This is a genomic window from Litorihabitans aurantiacus, from assembly GCF_030161595.1.
GTDB lineage: Bacteria > Actinomycetota > Actinomycetes > Actinomycetales > Beutenbergiaceae > Litorihabitans > Litorihabitans aurantiacus.
Window position 1 is genome coordinate 874,498 of the sequence record NZ_BSUM01000001.1, and the last position, 18,727, is coordinate 893,224.

General features: G+C 75.3%; 17 protein-coding genes and 3 pseudogenes. 12 read left to right on the forward strand and 8 right to left on the reverse strand.

The window, feature by feature from the left end; translation table 11 throughout:
• The first annotated feature begins 92 nt into the window (after positions 1-92).
• The 12 genes from QQK22_RS18535 (at position 93) to QQK22_RS04125 (ending at position 9,791) form a co-directional block, all read left to right on the forward strand.
• Complete coding sequence (locus QQK22_RS18535; protein ID WP_348525490.1) at positions 93-1,502, forward strand: DEAD/DEAH box helicase; 1,410 nt, start codon at positions 93-95, stop codon at positions 1,500-1,502.
• Positions 1,391-2,416 (forward strand): helicase-related protein, encoded by a 1,026-nt coding sequence (locus QQK22_RS18540; RefSeq protein ID WP_348525491.1) that lies wholly within the window; start codon positions 1,391-1,393, stop codon positions 2,414-2,416. Before QQK22_RS18535 ends, QQK22_RS18540 begins: the two co-directional genes overlap by 112 nt.
• A 26-nt stretch (positions 2,417-2,442) precedes the next feature.
• The gene (locus tag QQK22_RS04080; protein ID WP_284249595.1) at positions 2,443-3,177 is read left to right on the forward strand and encodes an ABC transporter ATP-binding protein; all 735 of its coding nucleotides are present in this window, start codon (positions 2,443-2,445) and stop codon (positions 3,175-3,177) included.
• Positions 3,174-4,718, forward strand: coding sequence for a DUF6297 family protein (locus QQK22_RS04085; RefSeq protein ID WP_284249597.1), 1,545 nt, complete (start codon positions 3,174-3,176; stop codon positions 4,716-4,718). The genes QQK22_RS04080 and QQK22_RS04085 overlap by 4 nt, the downstream gene beginning before the upstream one ends.
• A 25-nt stretch (positions 4,719-4,743) precedes the next feature.
• On the forward strand, positions 4,744-5,331 hold the full coding sequence (gene rsmD / locus QQK22_RS04090) for a 16S rRNA (guanine(966)-N(2))-methyltransferase RsmD (protein ID WP_284249599.1): 588 nt from the start codon (positions 4,744-4,746) through the stop codon (positions 5,329-5,331).
• 9 nt (positions 5,332-5,340) lie between these two features.
• Entirely contained in the window at positions 5,341-5,844 is a 504-nt protein-coding gene (gene coaD, locus QQK22_RS04095) for a pantetheine-phosphate adenylyltransferase (RefSeq protein WP_284249600.1), read from the forward strand.
• The gene (locus QQK22_RS04100) at positions 5,841-6,335 is read left to right on the forward strand and encodes a hypothetical protein (protein WP_284249602.1); all 495 of its coding nucleotides are present in this window, start codon (positions 5,841-5,843) and stop codon (positions 6,333-6,335) included. Before coaD ends, QQK22_RS04100 begins: the two co-directional genes overlap by 4 nt.
• A 108-nt stretch (positions 6,336-6,443) precedes the next feature.
• Positions 6,444-7,016 (forward strand): YceD family protein, encoded by a 573-nt coding sequence (locus tag QQK22_RS04105; protein WP_284249604.1) that lies wholly within the window; start codon positions 6,444-6,446, stop codon positions 7,014-7,016.
• Between the two features lie 96 nt (positions 7,017-7,112).
• On the forward strand, positions 7,113-7,301 hold the full coding sequence (rpmF, locus tag QQK22_RS04110) for a 50S ribosomal protein L32 (RefSeq protein ID WP_284249605.1): 189 nt from the start codon (positions 7,113-7,115) through the stop codon (positions 7,299-7,301).
• 59 nt (positions 7,302-7,360) lie between these two features.
• Positions 7,361-8,170 (forward strand): ribonuclease III, encoded by an 810-nt coding sequence (gene rnc / locus QQK22_RS04115; RefSeq protein WP_284249606.1) that lies wholly within the window; start codon positions 7,361-7,363, stop codon positions 8,168-8,170.
• Between the two features lies 1 nt (position 8,171).
• Entirely contained in the window at positions 8,172-9,149 is a 978-nt protein-coding gene (gene mutM, locus QQK22_RS04120; RefSeq protein WP_284249607.1) for a bifunctional DNA-formamidopyrimidine glycosylase/DNA-(apurinic or apyrimidinic site) lyase, read from the forward strand.
• A 30-nt stretch (positions 9,150-9,179) separates the two neighbouring features.
• Complete coding sequence (locus QQK22_RS04125) at positions 9,180-9,791, forward strand: response regulator (protein WP_284252527.1); 612 nt, start codon at positions 9,180-9,182, stop codon at positions 9,789-9,791.
• A 38-nt stretch (positions 9,792-9,829) separates the two neighbouring features.
• On the opposite strand, the gene QQK22_RS19150 is transcribed toward QQK22_RS04125, so the two are convergent.
• The 8 genes and pseudogenes from QQK22_RS19150 to QQK22_RS04150 all read right to left on the reverse strand — a co-directional run.
• Entirely contained in the window at positions 9,830-10,480 is a 651-nt protein-coding gene (locus QQK22_RS19150) for a sensor histidine kinase (protein ID WP_431310179.1), read from the reverse strand.
• 101 nt (positions 10,481-10,581) lie between these two features.
• A pseudogene (locus QQK22_RS19155) lies at positions 10,582-11,580 on the reverse strand (GAF domain-containing protein); the annotation flags it as partial.
• The gene (gene cydC, locus QQK22_RS04135; RefSeq protein WP_284249610.1) at positions 11,577-13,382 is read right to left on the reverse strand and encodes a thiol reductant ABC exporter subunit CydC; all 1,806 of its coding nucleotides are present in this window, start codon (positions 13,380-13,382) and stop codon (positions 11,577-11,579) included. The gene cydC and the pseudogene QQK22_RS19155, both read right to left, overlap by 4 nt.
• Positions 13,379-13,987 carry an ATP-binding cassette domain-containing protein gene (locus tag QQK22_RS18545; RefSeq protein WP_348525492.1) on the reverse strand — a complete coding sequence of 203 codons (609 nt, stop codon included), beginning with the start codon at positions 13,985-13,987 and terminating at the stop codon, positions 13,379-13,381. The genes cydC and QQK22_RS18545 overlap by 4 nt, the downstream gene beginning before the upstream one ends.
• A gap of 107 nt (positions 13,988-14,094) precedes the next feature.
• Positions 14,095-15,222: pseudogene (locus QQK22_RS04140) on the reverse strand (ABC transporter transmembrane domain-containing protein); the annotation flags it as partial.
• The gene (locus tag QQK22_RS18550) at positions 15,219-15,632 is read right to left on the reverse strand and encodes a cytochrome d ubiquinol oxidase subunit II (protein WP_348525493.1); all 414 of its coding nucleotides are present in this window, start codon (positions 15,630-15,632) and stop codon (positions 15,219-15,221) included. The pseudogene QQK22_RS04140 and the gene QQK22_RS18550, both read right to left, overlap by 4 nt.
• The gene (gene cydB, locus QQK22_RS04145) at positions 15,548-16,264 is read right to left on the reverse strand and encodes a cytochrome d ubiquinol oxidase subunit II (RefSeq protein ID WP_348525494.1); all 717 of its coding nucleotides are present in this window, start codon (positions 16,262-16,264) and stop codon (positions 15,548-15,550) included. The genes QQK22_RS18550 and cydB overlap by 85 nt, the downstream gene beginning before the upstream one ends.
• A gap of 83 nt (positions 16,265-16,347) precedes the next feature.
• Positions 16,348-17,844 (reverse strand): annotated as a pseudogene (locus QQK22_RS04150) (cytochrome ubiquinol oxidase subunit I); the annotation flags it as partial.
• Between the last annotated feature and the right edge of the window lie 883 nt (positions 17,845-18,727).

Consider the following 18,727-nt stretch of genomic DNA (forward strand, 5'->3'; position numbering starts at 1 on the left):
AAGTCGGCACGGGCTCACTCCCGAGCCCGGGTCCGCCCACAGCCTCGTGCCGCCCTCGCCCCGGCACGCACGCCCCACCGTAGGCTCGCGGCGTGCCCGACGAGCAGCCGCCACCGCCGATCCCGCTGTACGCCCGCACGCCGCGCGCGTTCCGCGAGGGGTCCCCGGACGGTGACGGCGGCGACGGCGTCGTGCGCACCCCCGCCCTCGACCGCAGCCTGCGTCTGACCACCGGCGACGCGAAGAAGTTCGAGCGCCTGGGCCTGCGCACCGTGCGCGACCTGCTCGAGCACTACCCGCGGCGCGTGGCGGACCCCGGCAGGCTGACCGACCTCGCGAGCCTCACCCTGGGCGACCACGTCATCCTCATCGTCGACATCGCGTCGTTCACGGCGCGCTCGATGCGCTCGCGTCGCGGCAGCGTCGTGACGATCGAGGTCACGGACGGCGTGCGCCGCCTCCCGATCGTCTACTTCGCCCCGCACCCGGGTCGCGTCGCCTACCTCGAGCAGCGCCTGCCGGTCGGCAAGCGCGTGACGGTCGACGGCGTCGTCGGCACCAAGAACGGTGCGCTGCAGCTGACGCATCCCGTCATCGCCGACGTCGACAGCGACCTGAGCGAGGAGGAGATCGAGCGCCGGGCGACCTTCCCGCAGCTGCGCTACGGCCAGACCCGCGGGCTGGACAGCACCAAGATCGCCGCGGTCATCGGTGCGCAGCTGGAGACGTTGACCGACGCCGACCTCCCCGACCCGGTTCCGCCGGCGGTCCGTCGTGCGCGCCGGCGCTCGAAGCTCGAGCACGCCCGCGCGCTCCGTCTGCTGCACGGCCCCGAGACGATGGCGGAGTACGACGGCGCGCAGGACGCTCTGCGCTTCGAGGAGGCGTTCGTGCTGCAGGCGGCGATGGCCCGCCGTCGCGCCCAGGCCGACGCCGTCCCCGCCGCGGCGCGGGAACCCCGTGCGGACGGGATCGCCGCCGCGTTCGACGCCCGGCTGCCCTTCACCCTCACCGACGGCCAGCGCGAGGTCGGCGATCAGATCGGGGCCGACCTCGCCCGCACCACGCCGATGCAGCGCCTCCTGCAGGGCGAGGTCGGCTCCGGCAAGACGGTCGTGGCGCTGCGCGCGATGCTCCAGGTGGTCGACGCCGGCGGTCAGGCCGCGCTCCTGGCCCCCACCGAGGTGCTCGCCGCGCAGCACGAGCGCTCCATCCGCGCGATGCTCGGCGAGCTCGCCGAGGCGGGGATGCTCGGCGGGGGAGAGGACGCCACCCGCGTCGTGCTCCTGACCGGGTCGCAGAGCGCCGCGCAGCGCCGCCGTGCGCTCGCGGAGGCGGCCGGGGGAGCGCGGGCATCGTCGTCGGCACGCACGCACTGCTCCAGGAGCACGTGCAGTTCGCCGACCTCGGACTCGTGGTGGTCGACGAGCAGCACCGCTTCGGCGTCGAGCAGCGCGACCTCCTGCGCGCCAAGGGCCGCACCGCGCCCCACCTGCTCGTGATGACGGCGACGCCGATCCCGCGCACCGTCGCCATGACCGTCTTCGGCGACCTCGAGGTCTCCACGCTGCGCGACGTGCCCGCGGGGCGCGCCGACGTCGTCACGCACGTCGTCCCGGCGGGCAACGCGGCCTGGCTCGCGCGCACCTGGAGCCGCGTGGCCGAGGAGGTGCGCCAGGGGCGGCGCGCCTACGTCGTGTGCCCGCGCATCAGCGCGACCCAGGTCGAGCCCGACGACGGCGCGCCCCGCCCCGAGGAGGACGGCGACGGCGGACGAGGAGACGGCGACGGCGGCTCGCCCCGCGAGCTCGCCGCCGTCGAGGACGTCGTGGCGCAGCTGCGCGAGGAGCCCGCGCTGGCCGGGATCGCGATCGGCAGCCTCCACGGCCGCATGAGCGGCGAGGAGAAGGAGTCGGCGATGGACGACCTCGCCTCGGGCGCGATCGGCGTGCTCGTGGCGACGACGGTGATCGAGGTCGGCGTCGACGTCCCGCTGGCGAGCGCGATGGTGATCCTCGACGCCGACCGGTTCGGGCTGTCGCAGCTGCACCAGCTGCGCGGGCGCATCGGCCGCGGCAGCCTGCCCGGCGTCTGTCTCGCGGTCACGGCCGCGCCGCCGGACTCGCCGGCGCTGGAGCGCCTGACGACGTTCGCCGGTACGCGCGACGGCTTCGTGCTCGCCGAGGCGGACCTCGAGCAGCGCCGCGAGGGCGACGTGCTCGGTGCCGCGCAGTCGGGGCGCACCTCGCTGCGCCTGCTGCGCGTGGTCCACGACGCCGACGTCATCGAGGAGGCCAGGGTTGCGGCGCGCGACGTCGTCGCCCGCGATCCGGAGCTCACCGACCACCCGGCGCTGGCCGAGGCGATCGCCCGCGCGCTCGACGCCGAGGCGGAGGAGTACCTCGAGCGCACGTGAGCGCGAGGAGTCCTAGGCTGACGGGCGTGCCTGCCGCGACGAAGGATCACGCCACGCCCGCCGCCGCCGGGAAGACCCCCGCGCTGCGGACCTCCGCGCTGCTCGTCGGCTACGGCGAGACCGCGGCCTCGGCGGTCTGCCCGCCCGTGACGATCGACGTCGCACCCGGCCGCGCGCTCGCCGTCGTCGGCGCGAACGGTACGGGCAAGTCCACGCTGCTGCGCGCGTTCGTGGGCCTGCTCGCGCCGCTCGGCGGGCGCGTCGAGGTGCTGGGCCGCGAGGTCGACGAGCGCGAGGCCGCCTTCCGCGCGGCCGTCAGCACCGTCATGGACGAGGACACGAGCTTCCCCTCGCTCACGGTCCGCGAGCACCTGCTGCTGCTCGCGCGCGGGCACGGCGTCAGCCGTGCGAGCGCCCTGGTCACCGAGCTGATCGAGGAGTTCGGGCTCACCGATCGCGCCGCCGCGATGCCGACCGCGCTCTCCTCCGGTCAGCGCCGCCGCATGCTGCTGGCCGCCGCGTTCGTCCGACCCCGCCGCCTCCTCGTGCTCGACGAGCCCGAGCAGCGCCTCGACGCCGGCATGCGCGACCGCCTCGCGCAGCGCCTGGTGGCCGAGCGGGCCGACGGCGTGACCGTGCTCATGGCGACGCACGACCCCGCGCTGGTGCAGACCGTGGCCACCGAGGCCCTGCTCATCGCCGAGGACGCCGTGCGGCGCACCTCGCCGAAGGGTGCGGTCGCGGCGATCGAGGCGCTGTGACCACCCGTCCGGAGCTCGACGCCGTCCCCACCGGCTCGCAGCTGCGCGCCCTCACCCGTGCCGCCCGTCGGGGCCACGGCGGCGCCCCGCTCTCGCAGCTCGTCGGAGACGCCTACACCTACCTGCTCACCCTCGTGGTCACGGTCGCGCTGGCCATCAGCGGCGCGCACGTGCTCGGCGCCGACTTCAGCGGTACCGAGCAGGGGTCCGCGTTCGACGCCGGCTGGCTCTGGCTCGTCGCCGGTCTCACCGTCGCGGGCCTCGCGCTCGGTGTCCTCGCCCGCCTCGGACCCATCGGTGTCGGCGGCGCCGGTGCGCTGTGGTGGCTCCCCACGCCGGCCGACCGCCTCTCGCTCCTGCGCCCGACGGCGACGGCGTGGATCGCCTCGACCGCGCTCGGCGGGGCGATCGCCGGGGGAGCGATCAGTGCTCTGACGCACGCCGGTCCGGCCACGATCGTGTGGGCCGTGCTCGCCGGCGCCGGTCTCGGGGCGGCGCTCGCGGCCGCCGTCGCGATCACCCAGACGACCCCCGCCTCCCGCAGCCGGGCCCGGCGTCTGGCGCTGGCCGGCGACCTCCTGGCGATGGTCGCCGTCGCGCTGTGGATCGGGGTGGGTCTCGCGGGGGTCGCGGCGCCGTCGGCGCCCGCGCTCGTCGTCGCGGTCGTGGCGCTCGCGGCGGGGGTGGCCGCCGTCGTCGTGCTCCTGCGCCGACTGGCGCAGATCCCCGGCGCCGCGCTGCGCGACCGCGGCGCGCGCACCGGCATGGCGACCTTCGCCATCAGCACCCTCGACATGCGCGAGCTCGGCCGCGTCCTGACCGACCCCGGCCGCGACCAGCGCCGCCGCACGCTGTCGATGGGCTGGGTGCGCGGGGTCGTCGGGGCGATCACGACGGCGGACGCGCTCCTCCTCCTGCGGGCGCCGCGCCAGCTGGTGGTGCTGGTCGCGAGCCTCGGGCTACCGGTCGCCGTGACGACGGCGGGCGCCTCGCAGGTGCTCGCGGCGCTGGCGTTCGTCGTCGGCGTCTACCTCGCCGCCAACGCCGTCACCGCCGGTGCGCGCGAGGCGGAGCACGCCCCCGCGCTCGACCGCGCGTTCGGCATCTCCGCCCGCGCGGCACGCGCGATCCGCCTGATCGTGCCGAGCCTCGTGTGCCTGATGTGGTCGGGCGCGGCCGTCGCGCTCCTGCGCGGGCTCGAGCTCGGATGGGTGGTGCAGCTCGTCCTGTTCGCCCCGGCGATCGCCGCCGCCGCGACCAAGGCGGCCTACCGCAACCCGCCCGACTGGAGCCGCCCGCTCGTCGTGTCGCCGATGGGGGCGTTCCCGCCCGGGATCGTCACCTCGCTCGCGACGGGACCGATCCTCGCGGTCGTGGCGTGCCTGCCCGTGATCATCGCGCTGTTCGTGGGGCCCCGGCCGGTCCTCGCGGCCCTGCAGGTCCTGGTGACGGCGATCCTCGTGGCGGTCGCGACCCACGCGCGGCGGCGGAAGGTGCGGGCGGGCGCGTCGGGCGCCTTCGCGGCCCCGCCACGGGACTAGGTCGCGGCGACCGTAGGCTGGCGCGGTGGCACGGATCATCGCGGGGACGCACGGCGGACGCACCATCGCGGTGCCGGCGAAGGGGACCCGCCCCACGACCGACCGCGTGCGGGAGGCGCTGTTCGCCCGCCTGGACCACCACGACCTCGTCGACGGGCGTCGCGTCCTCGACCTGTACGCGGGTTCGGGGGCGCTGGGCCTGGAGGCCGCGAGCCGCGGGGCGTCCCGCGTGGTGCTGGTCGAGGCGGCGCGCCAGGCCGCCCAGGTCTGCCGCGAGAACGTGGGGGCGCTGGGGCTGCGCGACGTCGTCGAGGTGGTGCCGCGCAAGGTCGAGGCCTACCTCGCCTCCGACGCGGCCGCGCCCGTCGCGGGCGAGCGCTTCGGGCTCGTGTTCGTCGACCCGCCCTACGACCTGGGCGAGGCGGACCTGACACGGGCGCTCGATGCGCTCGCGACGCACCTGGACGAGGACGCCGTCGTGGTGGTGGAGCGCTCGACACGCAGTCCCGAGCCGGCGCTGCCGGAGGGCCTGGAGCTCTGGGAGACGCGCCGTTACGGCGAGACCGCGCTCCACCTGCTCGAGCGGGCCCCCCACGACCACGCGCAGGCATAGGCTGCTCGGGTGCGCACCGCCGTCGTCCCGGGCAGCTTCGACCCGGTCACCCTGGGCCATCTCGACGTCGTCGCCCGCGCCCGCGCGCTCGCGGACGAGGTGGTGGTCGCCGTCGGGCGCAACGCGGGCAAGACCCCGCTCCTGACCGCCGACGAGCGACGGGACGCGATCGCGGAGGCCGTCGCCGACCTCCCGGGCGTGCGCGCCGAGATCATCCCCGGCCTGCTGGTGGACTTCTGCCGTGACGTCGCGACGGCGTCCGGCGGCGACGTCTTCATCGTCAAGGGCCTGCGCGGCGGGGGAGACCTCGACGCCGAGGCGCCCATGGCCGCGATGAACCGGCACCTGTCCGGCGTCGAGACGGTCTTCGTCGTCGGCGCGGGCCACCTCAACCACATCGCGAGCTCGATGGTGCGTGACGTCGCGCGCCACGGGGGAGCGATCGACGACCTCGTCCCGCCCGGAACCGCCGACCTGGTGCGGGCACGCCTGGAGCTAGGAGAGCCCCGATGAGCACGAACAGCGCCGATCCCTCCGCCCCGCTCCTGGGGCTGCTCGACGACGTCGCCACCCTGGTGAGCGGCGCGCGGGCCATGCCGATGAGCGCCTCGGTGATGGTCAACCGGGCCGAGGTGCTCGACCTCGTGGCCGCGGCGCGCGACGCCGTGCCCGACCAGGTGGCCGCCGCCGACCAGATCGTCACCGACGCCGAGGCGGTGCTCTCGCGCGCCAAGGACGAGGCGGCGCAGCTGGTCGCGAAGGCGCGCGCCGAGGCCGAGGAGCTCGTCTCCGAGCACGAGATCACCCAGGGGGCGCACGCGCGCGCCGCCGAGATCGAGGCGGCCGCGCAGGCGCGGGTCGTCGAGCTCGAGGCCGGTGCGGACTCCTACTGCGACGCGCGGCTCGCGCAGTTCGAGGTCGACATCGACGCGGTCAAGCAGCAGGTGCTCGCCGGGCGTGCGCGCCTCGCCGCACGCCAGGGCGGGCGCCGCGAGCAGGGCTGAGGCGGCGGTGCGCTAGGATCGTCCGTCGGCCCGACGCCCGTTCGACCGTTGCGACGGGACTCCCGTCCTCGGACCGACGCCCCACCCCACCTCTCCAGGAGCCGCCGCGTGCAGTCGCGCTCACCGTTCGCCGTCACCACCCGTGACCTGGCGCGCCGTCCCGGTGCGCAGCGCACCCTCGACCTCGAGGTGGCGGCCCCCGCCGACCTCGCGATCGAGGTGATCGGCGTGCCCGAGGGTGCGAGGGTCGATCTGTCCCTGCGGCTGGAGTCCGTGATGGAGGGCGTCCTCGTGACCGGCGAGGCGCACGCCCCTCTGGTGGGGGAGTGCGTGCGCTGCCTCGGCGAGGTGCGCGACGAGATCGACGTGACGTTCTCCGAGCTGTACGCCTACCCGGGCGCCATCGAGGTCCACCCGGACGACGACGAGGCCGAGGACATCCAGACGCTCGAGGGCGACGAGATCGACCTCGAGCAGACGGTGCGCGACGCCGTCGTGCTGGCCCTGCCGTTCCAGCCGTACTGCCGGCCGGACTGCGCGGGACTGTGCGCGCAGTGCGGCAAGAACCTCAACACCGACCCGCACGACCACGACCAGATCGACATCCGGTGGGCCGCGCTCAAGGAGTCGCTCGAGAGCGACGACACCCCGCCGGGCGATCGACCCGGCTCCCCGGCCTGAGGCCTCGCACACACGCGAGCCGATCCGCGCCGACCAGCACCGTCCATGCCGTAGGATCATCTCCGGCTTTGACCTTTGAAGGAATGAGGAAACACCGTGGCTGTTCCCAAGCGCAAGATGTCGCGCAGCAACACCCGTGCGCGCCGTTCGCAGTGGAAGGCGACCCCGGCGACGCTCAGCACCTGCCCGAAGTGCAAGGCCCCGCGCCTCTCGCACCAGGCGTGCCCGTCCTGCGGCGCCTACGGTGAGCGCACCTACGCCGAGGCGATCCGCTCCGACGCCTGAGCGTCGTGCCGAGATCTTCCAGCCCCCGCGGGGGTCGATCAGCGCCCCAGGCCACGCGAGTGGCGCCTGGGGCGCTGATCGCGTCTCTCGGTGAGCAGATCGACCCCGAGCTCCTCGTGCTCGCCCTGACCCACCGGTCGTTCGCGCACGAGGCCGGCGGCATCCCCACCAACGAGCGCCTGGAGTTCCTCGGCGACTCCGTGCTCGGGGTCGTGGTGACCGAGCACCTCTTCACCCACCACCCGGACGTGCCCGAGGGGTCGCTCGCGAAGATGCGGGCGGCGTGCGTGTCGCAGCGTGCCCTGGCCAGCGTGGCCGGTCCGCTCGGGCTCGGCCGGGCGCTGCTGCTGGGTCGCGGCGAGGCCGCCTCCGGCGGCGCCGAGAAGGACTCGATCCTCTCCGACACGCTCGAGGCCGTCATCGGCGCGACGTTCCTGAGCGTCGGCCTGGACCGCACCCGCACGATGGTGCTCCGGCTCCTCGAACCGCTGCTGTCCTCCGCCGCGAGCGCGGGGGCCGGGCTCGACTGGAAGACGAGTCTCCAGGAGCGCTCCGCCGAGCTGGGCCTCGGCGTCCCGGCCTACCACGTCGACCACACCGGCCCCGACCACGCCCGCAGCTTCACCGCCCGGGTGACGCTCTCGGGCGTCGAGCGCGGGCACGGCACCGGCACGGCGAAGAAGCACGCCGAGCAGGGCGCGGCCGAGATGGCGTTCCTCGCGCTCGTCGATCCAACGCCCGACGGCGCACCTCCCACGGCACCGCCGCTCACGCCGGCACCCGGCGCTCCCGCGTCGACGGCCGCCGGTGCGGCCGCCGCGGACGACGGCCCGCCCGCCGCCGCGGCGCCGGAGCCCGACGCGGTCTGACGTGCCCGAGCTCCCCGAGGTCGAGACGGTCCGCGCGGGTCTGGAGGCCCACGTCGTGGGCCGCACGATCGCGTCCGCGCGCGTCGGCGGGGCCCGGGCGGCCCGCCGCAGCCTCGGCGGTGCCCGCCACCTCGAGGAGGGCCTGGCCGGTGCGCACGTCGCGGCCGCGGTCCGCCGGGGAAAGTTCGTGTGGCTGACCCTCGCGGACGCGGACGGCACCGACGGCGCCACCGGAACCGGTGCGGCGCCCCACCCGGCGCCCGACGTCGACCGCTCCGCCCTCCTGTTCCACCTCGGGATGAGCGGCCAGCTCCTGGTGCGCGGTGCGCCCGACGCCGTCGACCTGCCGCAGCCGCGCCACCTCGCCGCGCGGCTGTCCTTCACCGACGGCGGCGTGCTCGACTTCGTGGACCAGCGCACGTTCGGCTACCTCGCGCTCGACCCGCTCGTCCCGACGGCGGACGGCGGCCCCGGGGGCGACGCCGGGAGCGGAACCGCCGGCCCCGAGGTCCCCGCCCAGGTCGCCCACATCGCGCGCGACCTGCTCGACCCCACCCTGGACCTGGCCGCCCTCGTGCGCCGGTTCCGGCTGCGCCGCACCACGATCAAGCGCGCGCTGCTGGACCAGACCCTCGCCTCCGGCGTCGGGAACATCTACGCCGACGAGGCGCTGTGGCGCGCGAAGGTGCACCCGGAGCGCGCGCTCGCCGGCATGGCGCCCGCCACGGTGCGCCGCGTGCTGGAGCGGGCCGCCGAGGTGATGCGGCAGGCACTCGTCCAGGGCGGTACGTCGTTCGACGCGCTGTACGTCAACGTCAACGGCGCCTCGGGCTACTTCGACCGCTCGCTCGCGGTCTACGGCCAGCAGGGCCGCCCGTGCCCGCGCTGCGAGGCGCGCATCGCGCGGCTGGTGTTCGCCAACCGCTCCTCGCACGTGTGCCCGCGGTGCCAGCGGGCGCCGTCGCCGACGCCTCGATAACCTGGGGGCGTGCACGAACCCACCAGCGTCATGATCGTCGACGACCACGAGGTCGTGCGTCGCGGCATCGCCGACGTCGTCTCCGCCGCGGACGGGCTCGAGGTCGTCGCCGAGGCGGGAACAGTGGCGGACGCCGTCCGCCGGGGTGGCCTGCTGCGGCCCGCCGTCGCGCTCGTGGACCTCCAGCTGCCGGACGGTACCGGTATCGAGGTCATCCGCGCGCTCGCGACGTCCTCGCCGCAGACGCGCGCGGTCGTCCTGACCTCGTTCGACGACGACGACGCCGTGGCCGCCGCGGTCGAGTCCGGCGCCCGCGCCTACGTGCTCAAGACGGTGCGCGGCGCCGAGATCGTCGACGTCGTGCGCGCCGTCGCGGCCGGGCGCACGCTCCTGGACGAGCGGACCCTCACCCGGCGCCGCCAGGCCCACCCCGACCCCACCGACCAGCTCACCGCCAGCGAGACGCGCGTGCTGGAGCTCGTGGCCACGGGGATGACGAACCGCGACATCGCCGAGCGCCTCGGCCTCGCGGAGAAGACGGTCAAGAACCACGTGACCTCGATGCTCGCGAAGCTCGGGCTCTCGCGCCGCACCCAGGTCATCGCCTGGGTCGCGAGCCAGCACAGCACCACCTGGCGCTGAGTCTCCACCGACGCTGAGCGACTCCCGGCGCTGAGCGCCTAGCGGATCCAGCCCTCCCAGAGCAGCTCCGACCCGCCGCCGGGCGCCGGGGCGAGCCGGGCGACGCCGTCGTGGTCCTGCGCCCGCGCCGCCAGGTTGGCGAGCCCGCTGCGGCGGTCGGTGGCGGGGTCGGGGCCGCGACCGTCGTCGGTGACGAGCACGCGCACCGAGCGCGCGGCGACGTCGATCTCCACGCGCGCGCTGGTCGCCTGCGCGTGCCGTGCCACGTTCGAGAGGCCCTCGCGCACGACGGCGACGACGTCGTCACCCAGCTCGACGCCGAGCCGCGCGTCGATCTCGTCGGACTCCTCGCCGTCGGCGTCGGCGCGCGCCAGCTGCTCGCCGTCGAGCGTGAGGAGCATCGAGGGGGCGAACCCCAGGCTGGCGCGCGCGAGCGACGCCTCGCGCACGAGCCGCTCGACGACGGGCAGCTGCTCGTCGCGGTCCCGCAGCGACCGCACGATGCCGCGGATCTGGCGCACCCCCTCGTCGACGCCGTCGATGGCCTGCTCCAGCTCCGAGCGGATCTCGGCAGCGCGCGGGGCGTCCTCGAGCAGCGACGTGGCGTGCTCGAGCCGCATCCCGGTCGCGAACAGCTGCTGGATCGCGAGGTCGTGCAGGTCGCGCGCGATGCGGTTGCGCTCGGACAGGAGGAGGCCACGTCCTCGGCGTGCCGTGCCGCCGCGAGCCGCAGCGCCAGCGCGGCCTGCGCACCGAAGTCGTGCGCGAGCGCGAGGTCGTCGGTGGTGAAGGCCGGGCGTCCGGGCAGTCGGAACAGGATGAGGACGCCGACGCTCGCGGCCGTCACCTCCCGGTGCGCCTCCGGTCCGGGGATCGGGGCCCCGACAGACCCGGCCGACCCGGCCGACCCGGGCTCGCCGGCACGTACGCGCCCCCGTCCCCCTCCCGGCTGCAGCGGGGCGTAGAGCGCCCGCTCGAAGACGCGCGCCGGTTCCACGAACCGGTGCGCCTCGCGCGCGATCGAGTCCACGAGCTGGCCGTGCCCGGTCGTGACGGTCTGCGCCGCCGGACCGTGGCGGGGCAGGGTCTGACCGATGAGGTCCTGGGCGTGGGTTCCGTCGACGATCTCGACCACCCACGCGTCGTCGAGCGACGGCAGCACGATCGCGGCGGCGTCGGCGTCCGCGACCTCACGGATGCGGTGCGCGACGAGCTGCAGCACGTCCTCCTCGTCGTCGCCCTGGAGGAGCTGCGTCGTGATCTCCTGCGAGACGGCGAGCCAGCGCTCGCGGACGCGGGCGCGGCGGTAGAGGCGCGAGTTCCCGATCGCGACGGCGGCGGCCGCCGCGAGCAGCTGCACGACGTCGACGTCCTCGGCCGTGAAGCCGCCCTCCTTCTCAGCCAGGTAGAGCCGCCCGAGCAGCTCGCCGCTGGCGACGACCGGGACCCCGAGGAACGCCCGCATCACCGGGTGGCCCGGCGGGAAACCGCCGAAGCTCGGGTGCTGGGTGAGGTCGTCGAGGAGCAGGACGCCGGCGTCGGGCAGCGCCCCCAGCACGCCGGTCCCGCGCGGCGGCCGGCCGAGCAGGTCCGCGGTCGGCGAGGGCATGCCCTGCTGCACGAACGTCGAGGTCTCGCCGTGCGAGTCGAGCTCCGCGAGCGCGGCGTAGGCGGCACCCGTGTGCTCGGCGGCGTCGGCCACGAGCTGCGCGAGGACCTGCTCGGCGTCGAGCTGCCCGGCCAGGCGCAGCAGCCGCGTGAGCAGCGCGGGGGTGACGGGGGTGCTCACGGCGTGGTCCCCGTGGTGGTCGCGATCCCGGCGCGCGCGGGCGACAGGTCCAGGACGGCGTCGGCGCGGCCGAGCGCTCCGGTGTGGTGGGTCACGACGACGACGCTACGTCCCAGCGCCGTCAGGCCGAGCAGATCGGCCACGAGCGCGTCGGCCACGTCGTCGGGGAGGTGCTCGCCCGGTTCGTCCAGGAGGAGCAGCGGCGCGCGGCTGACGAGGGCGCGGGCCACGAGGAGCCGGCGCCGCTCACCGCCGGAGATCGTCTCCGGTGTGACGGCGGTGTCGAGGCCGTCCGGCAGCGACGCGACCCAGTCCTGCAACCCCACCTGCGCGAGGGCCTCCCGGGCCTGCTGCGCGGTCACGTCGCCGCGCGCCGCGCGCAGGTTCTCGAGCACCGTGGTGCTGAAGACGTGCGCGTCCTCGGTGGTCAGGGCGACGTGCGCGGTCCGCTCGGCCCCGCGCAGCTCGTGGGGCGTCGCGCCGTCGAGCGAGAGCCTCCCCGCGGCCGGGGGCAGCATGCCCGCCAGCGTGAGCAGCAGGGTCGTCTTGCCGACGCCGCTCGGACCGACGATCGCGAGGCTCGTGCCGGGGGCGACGTCGAGATCGAGGCCGTTCAGCACGGGGGAGCGGCCCGGCCACGCGCACACCAGGTCGCGGGCGTGCAGGCCGGGGGTGTCGACGGGGTGGGCGGGGCCGACCGCGCCGGCGTGATCGTCGGGGCCGACCACCGCTGCCTCGTCGCGATGCGTGGCCGGGTTCGAGGACGAGCGCTCGTCGACCCCGGGCGTCGCCTCGCGCGCGACGGCCGCTGCCGGACCGACCGGCGCCCCCGCGTCCGCCAGCAGCGCCGTGATCCGGCGCGCCGCGGCAGCCGACCGGTGCAGCTGGGTCACGGCCGCCGGGAGCGCCGCCGTCGCCTCGAACGCCGCCAGCGGCAGCAGCACCACGACGCCGAGCTCGGTGGCGGCCAGGTCGCCCCGCAGCAGCGCGGGCACCGCCACCAGCAGGGTGCCGATCACGCTCGCACCCGTCGCGGCGACGGCCAGCGCCGCCGACGCGGCCAGCGGACGGGCGGCGGCGCGCTCCGCCTCACCCGTGCGCGCGTGCGCGGCCGCGAGCGCGGCGTTCGCGTGCGTGCGTCCGCCGGACAGCGCCAGCTCGGCCGCGCGTGAGACGAGCTCCTCGCTCGCCGTCGCGACGTCGCTGCGCGCCGCGACGCGCTCGCTCTCCGCGGCGGCGTCCCCGCGCGCGGCGAGCAGCGGCACCACCAGCGCGCTCACGGCCAGGCACGCCAGCAGCACGAGCGCCGATGCGGGGTGGAACAGGGCGACGGCGAGCACCGACCCCAGCGAGACCACCAGCGCCACCCCGGCCGGTACGAGGGCGCGCACGACGACGTCGCCCACGTCGTCGACGTCGGCACCGGTGCGCGCCGCGACGTCGCCCCGCCGCAGCCCGGCCAGCGACTCGGTGCGCCCGCGGGCGAGCCGCTCGTAGACCTCCGTGCGGAGGTTGACGACGCCGCGGAGCGCGACGTCGTGCGACGCGAGCCGGTCCAGGTAGCGCGAGAGGCCGCGCACGATCCCGAAGGTGCGGACGCCGACGGCGGCCACGTTGAGGAACATCACCGGCGGGGCCTGCGAGGCGCGCACGATCAGCCACGCCGCGACGCCGGCGAGCGCGACCGAGGCGCCGAGCGTGAGCGAGCCGAGGGCGACGGCGCGCGCCACCAGCGCGCGCCGCAGCCCGAGCAGGGGCAGCACGGCGCGCACGTCGCGGAGGTCCTCGCGCAGCGCGCTCATGCGGGTCGTCCCGTCGTGCCGGCGCGCGCCTCGTCGCCCTCGAGGACGCGTGTCGGCGCGGAGCCCCGGGTCGGCTCGGCGAGCTCCGCGGACCCGGGTCGTCCGTCGACACGGGTGCGCTCGGGGTGCACGGCGTCGGTCTCGGCGTCCTCGGTGGGCCGGTCGAGAGCGAGCGTGTGCACGGACACCACGTCGTCGGCCGCCGCGAGCATCGCGGGCCGGTGGGCGATGACCACGACGGCGGCGCCCGCGTCCGCCAGCGCGCGCACGGCGGCCACGACGGCGCGCTCGTCGTCGGCCGACAGGTGTGCCGTCGGCTCGTCCAGCACCACGAGCCGGGAACCGCGCAGCAGCGCCCGCGTGAGCTCGAGCCGCTGCGTCTGACCGACCGACAGCCCGGAGGACAGGCCGCCGGAGCCGCTCGCGAGCGGCGTGTCCCACCCGAGGGGAGCGAGGCGACGACCGCCAGGAGGCCGGTGGCGGCCGCGGCCGCGTCGCGCGCCCGTACGTCGTCGTCGCCGTCGTCGTCCCCACCCGCGACGTGGCTCGCGATCGTGCCACCCGTGGTGTGCCCGCGCTGCGGCACCCACGCCGCCTGCGCCCACCAGCCACCCTCGCCCTGCGTCCGCACCTCGGCGAGGTCGGTGGCTCCGCCGTCGTGCTCGAGCGTGATCGTGCCGACGTCCAGGGGCTGCAGCCGCAGCAGCGCCATCGCGGCGGTGGTCTTGCCGGCGCCGCTGGCACCGGCCAGGGCCGTCACGCGGCCGGGTTCGATCGTGGCGGTGAGGTCGCCCGGCGCGAGGTAGCCGCGCCCGCCCGCGCGCACACCGGCGCCGGTCACGCGGATGCGTCGCCAGGCCGGGACGGCGGTGTCGCCGCCCGCGGGCAGCGGCTCCTCGAGCACCGCGAACGTGCGCTGCGCGGCGGTGAGGCCGTTGGTCGAGGCGTGGAACTGCGCCCCGACGGCGCGCAGCGGCAGGTAGATCTCCGGCGCGAGGATCAGCACGGCGAGGCCGGTGGTGAGGTCGATGTGCCCGTACACCAGGCGCATGCCCACCTCGACGGCCACCAGCGCGACGGCGAGCGAGGCCAACAGCTCCAGCACGGCGCCCGAGAGGAACGCCACCCGCAGCGTCTGCATCGTCGTGCGCCGGTAGCCCTCCCCGAGCTGCCGCACGCGGCGCCCCGGACCGATCTCCCGCCCGAGCGCGCGGAGCGTGGTCAGGCCGGCGAGCAGGTCGAGCAGCTGCGCCCCCTGCCGCGTCAGCGCCTCGAGGCGCTCGGCGGCGTAGTTGCGGGTGGTGACGCCCACCAGCCACATGAACAGGGGCACGAGCGGGAGCGTGACGGCGATGACCGCACCCGAGATCGGGTCCAGCCAGAGCACGACGGCGAGCGCGACCGGCGTGAGGATCGCGGCCAGCAGGAGCTGGGGCAGGTAGCCGGCGACGTAGGGCACGAGGTCGTCGAGCCCCCGGGTCGCGAGCACCGTGACCTCCTCGCCGCGCGCGGCGCGCCAGCGGTGCGGCATCGCACCCGCGTGGCGCAGCAGCGCGGTGCGCATCTCGCCGACGACCGCCACGGCGGCGCGCTGCCCCAGGCGCTCGCGGAGCCACGTCAGGCCGGCGCGCACCGCGACGGCGGCCGCCAGCAGCCCAATCGCCGGCGCCACCCCGGCCAGGTCGGCGCGGCCCTGGACCACCGGTGCCAGCGCGTGCGCGATCGCGAACGCCGCCACCAGGACCGCCAGGGTGGCCCCGAGCTGCAGCAGCGCGGCGAGCACGACGAACGTGCGCGCCGATCGCGCGTGCCGCAGCAGGCGGGGGTCGAGGGGCTTCACGGGGTCGGCTGGTCCTTCGTCGCCGCGGACGCCACCGCGAGCTCGCTCGGCGACGGCGGGATCTGCTCGCGCCGAAGGCGCCGGCTGAAGACCTTGAACGTCCAGCCCTGGTACAGCAGCACGACCGGGACGAGGATCAGCGCCACCCACGACATGATCGTGAGCGAGTAGGCGCCCGCGCTGGCGTTCGCGATCGTCAGCGACTCCGCCGGGTCGGTGGCGGGCATCACGGCGGGGAAGATCGAGCCGAACACCAGCACCACGACGGCGGCGATCGCCACGGCGTTGGCGGTGAAGGCCCACCCCTCGCGTCGGGCCCGCGCCGCTACGACGACTCCGGCGAGCGCGACGACGACGATCGCCACGACCCCCACGTCCAGCCCTGGCGGGCGTGCGCGGCCTGCGCCCACACGGCCCAGACCACGGTGACCAGCGCGCTCGGCACCGCCAGGCGCGGGGCGAGTGCCATCGCACGCCGCTGGTAGTCGCCCGCCGTCTTCAGGGCGAGGAAGACGGCACCGTGCGTGAGGAACAGCGACAGCGTGACCAGGCCGCCGAGCAGCGCGAACGGGTCGAAGATCGCGGCGAGCCCGCCCACGTACTGCATGTCGGAGATCTCGACCCCGCGCACCAGGTTCGCGAAGATCACGCCCCACAGGAACGCGGGCACCCACGAGCCGATCTCGATGCAGCGGTCCCACGTCTCGCGCCAGCGCGGCGTGTCGACCTTGTGGCGGTACTCGAACGAGACCCCGCGCACGATGAGCGCCAGCAGGATCGCCAGCAGCGGGACGTAGAAGCCCGACAGCAGCGTCGCGTACCAGTGCGGGAACGCGGCGAACGTGGCGCCGACGGCCGTGATGACCCACACCTCGTTGCCGTCCCAGATCGGGCCGATGGTGTTGATCGCGAGCCGGCGGTCGGTGTTGTCGCGGCCGAGCGGCCGCATGAGCATGCCGACGCCGAAGTCGAAGCCCTCCAGGACGAGGTAACCCGTCCACAGGATCGCGATGAGCAGGAACCAGAGCGTTGCGAGATCCACGTGATGCCTCCGTGCTCAGTAGGCGAAGTCGAGGTGCTGGACGGTGCTCGCGTCCCCGGCGCCGCGGCGGGGGTGCCGTCGCCGTCGTCGTCGGACCCGTCGGTCGAGTTGCCGTCGCCGTCGGACGCGGCCGCCGGGGCGGGGTCGGGCACGCCGGCCAGGACGTCCTTGCGCAGCAGGCGGAACCACACGACGGCGAGCGCGCCGTAGATGAGCGTGAACGCCACCAGCGACAGCATCACGGTGGAGGCGGAGACCACGGTCGAGACGCCGTCGGCGGTGCGCAGCCGGATGTCGAGGTCGCCGTCGGCGCCGATGTTGGGTACGACCACCCACGGCTGACGGCCCATCTCGGTGAAGATCCAGCCGAACATGTTCGCCAGGAACGGCATGGGCAGCGACAGCAGGCACAGCCGCGAGAACCACCGGCTCTGCGTCACCCGGCCGCGGCGCAGCGTCCACAGGGCCACGACGGCGAGCGCGCCGGAGAACACCGCGAACCCGATCATCAGGCGGAAGGACCAGTAGCTGATCATCAGGTTGGGGATGTACTGCATGTCGTCGCCGTACTCGCCGGCGAACTCGGCCGCGAAGGACTCCTGGACGTCGTTCGTGCCGGGCACGAAGCTCTCCGGACCGCTGAAGCTGCCGGTGGCCAGGAACGAGGTCAGCCCGGGCACCGAGAGGACGTGGATCAGGTCGTCGCACGCGTCCGGATCGCCGATCGTGCCGTTGATGTCGCCCAGCGTGAGCAGCGAGAACGGTGCAGCCTCCTGGCCCACGCACAGCGACTCGGCCGCCGACATCTTGCCGGGCTGCTGCTCGTACATGATCTTCGCCTGGTGGTCGCCGGTGATCGCGAGGCCGATGCCGGAGACGACGATCGCGATCAGGCCGACGTACGCGGCCGGCCGGTAGATCGTGCGAGCCTTGTCCACCTCCCCGGCGCGGACCGACCGGACGATCCACCAGCCCGCGACGCCGGCGACGAACGTGCCGCCCACGAGCCAGGCGGCGGTGATGACGTGCGGGAAGGCGGCGATCGTCGTCGGGTTGGTCAGGACGGCGCCGATGTCGGTGAGCTGGGCGCGGCCGAGCTCCGCGTTCCACTCGGCGCCGACCGGGTGCTGCATGAACGAGTTCGCCGCGAGGATGAAGTACGCCGACGCCGTCGTCGAGAGCGCGACCATCCAGATGCACAGCAGGTGCACGCGCCGCGAGAGCTTCTCCCACCCGAAGATCCACAGGCCGAGGAACGTCGACTCCACGAAGAACGCCGCCAGCGCCTCCATGGCGAGCGGGGCGCCGAAGACGTCCCCGACGAACCGGCTGTACTCGCTCCAGTTCATCCCGAACTGGAACTCCTGCACGATGCCGGTGACGACGCCGATGGCGAAGTTGACGAGCAGGAGCTTGCCGAAGAACTTGGTGATCCGCAGCCAGCGCTCGTCGTTCGTCCGGTGCCAGATCGTCTGCATGATCGCCACGAGGGTGGCCAGGCCGATCGTCAGCGGGACGAAGACGAAGTGGTAGACGGTCGTGATGCCGAACTGCCAGCGGGCGAGGTCGAGCTCTTCCATGGGTCTCCTGCCGGTGCGTGCACGCGGCCCCGCACGTCCGGCGGACGCCGGTGGGTGACTTCGCGTCATCGGGGCCGCAGCCAACGTAGGTGCGTGGCCCGGTCCGGGCGGGGGACCTTGGTCCCGACGGCGACGTGGGGTGCGTCATGGGCGGTGCGGCTCGCCGGGGTGGGGTGCCCCCGCCGTCGAGGCCCGCTGTGCGATACTTGCGACGGCCACGAGGGTTACACCGACCTCCGGTCCGACGACGGCTCCGCCCCGCGGATCGCCTCGCACCGCCGCTGGAACCACGGTGGCGTCGTGCGGCGACGAGGGTGTCGTGCAGACGACGTCGGCCCCGCCTGGGGCGACACAGACTTCCGGTGCGGGATCGCTCCCGCACCGATCGACACGGCACGGGTCGATGCACCGGTGTAGGCGCGACCCGTGAGCATGGAGCCACGCATGGCCCTCGATAACGAGACCACCACCGGCAGCGAGACCCAGGACGGGGCGTCGACGCCGAAGCGCCGCGCCCCCCGCCGCGCCACTCGCGGCGTCGTCACGACGCCCAAGACCACGCCCGTCGAGCCGACCGAGGCCGCTGCGCCCGCGGAGTCCGGCGCCGACGCCGTCGCCGCGACGCCGACCACCTCCGCCACGGACGTGGCGTCCTCGCCGCCCGCCGCGGCAGCCGAGCCGGCGGCCCCCGCGAAGGCGCCGCGCAAGCGTGCGCCGCGCCGGGCGACCTCGACCTCGGTGGTCACCCCCGAGCCGGCCGGCGACACCGCCGCCGACACCCCCGCCGCCGACACCACCGCCGCCGACACCACCTCAGCCGACACGGGTGCGGCGGACACCGCCCCGGAGACGGGTGGGTCGAAGGCTCGCAGCGCGAAGTCCG

Excerpts from the sequence above, each read along its gene's own strand:
- cydC (WP_284249610.1), bottom strand. The coding sequence starts at position 13,382 with ATGAGCGCGCTGCGCGAGGACCTCCGCGACGTGCGCGCCGTGCTGCCC.
- QQK22_RS04125 (WP_284252527.1), top strand. The coding sequence starts at position 9,180 with ATGATCGTCGACGACCACGAGGTCGTGCGTCGCGGCATCGCCGACGTC.
- QQK22_RS04100 (WP_284249602.1), top strand. The coding sequence starts at position 5,841 with ATGAGCACGAACAGCGCCGATCCCTCCGCCCCGCTCCTGGGGCTGCTC.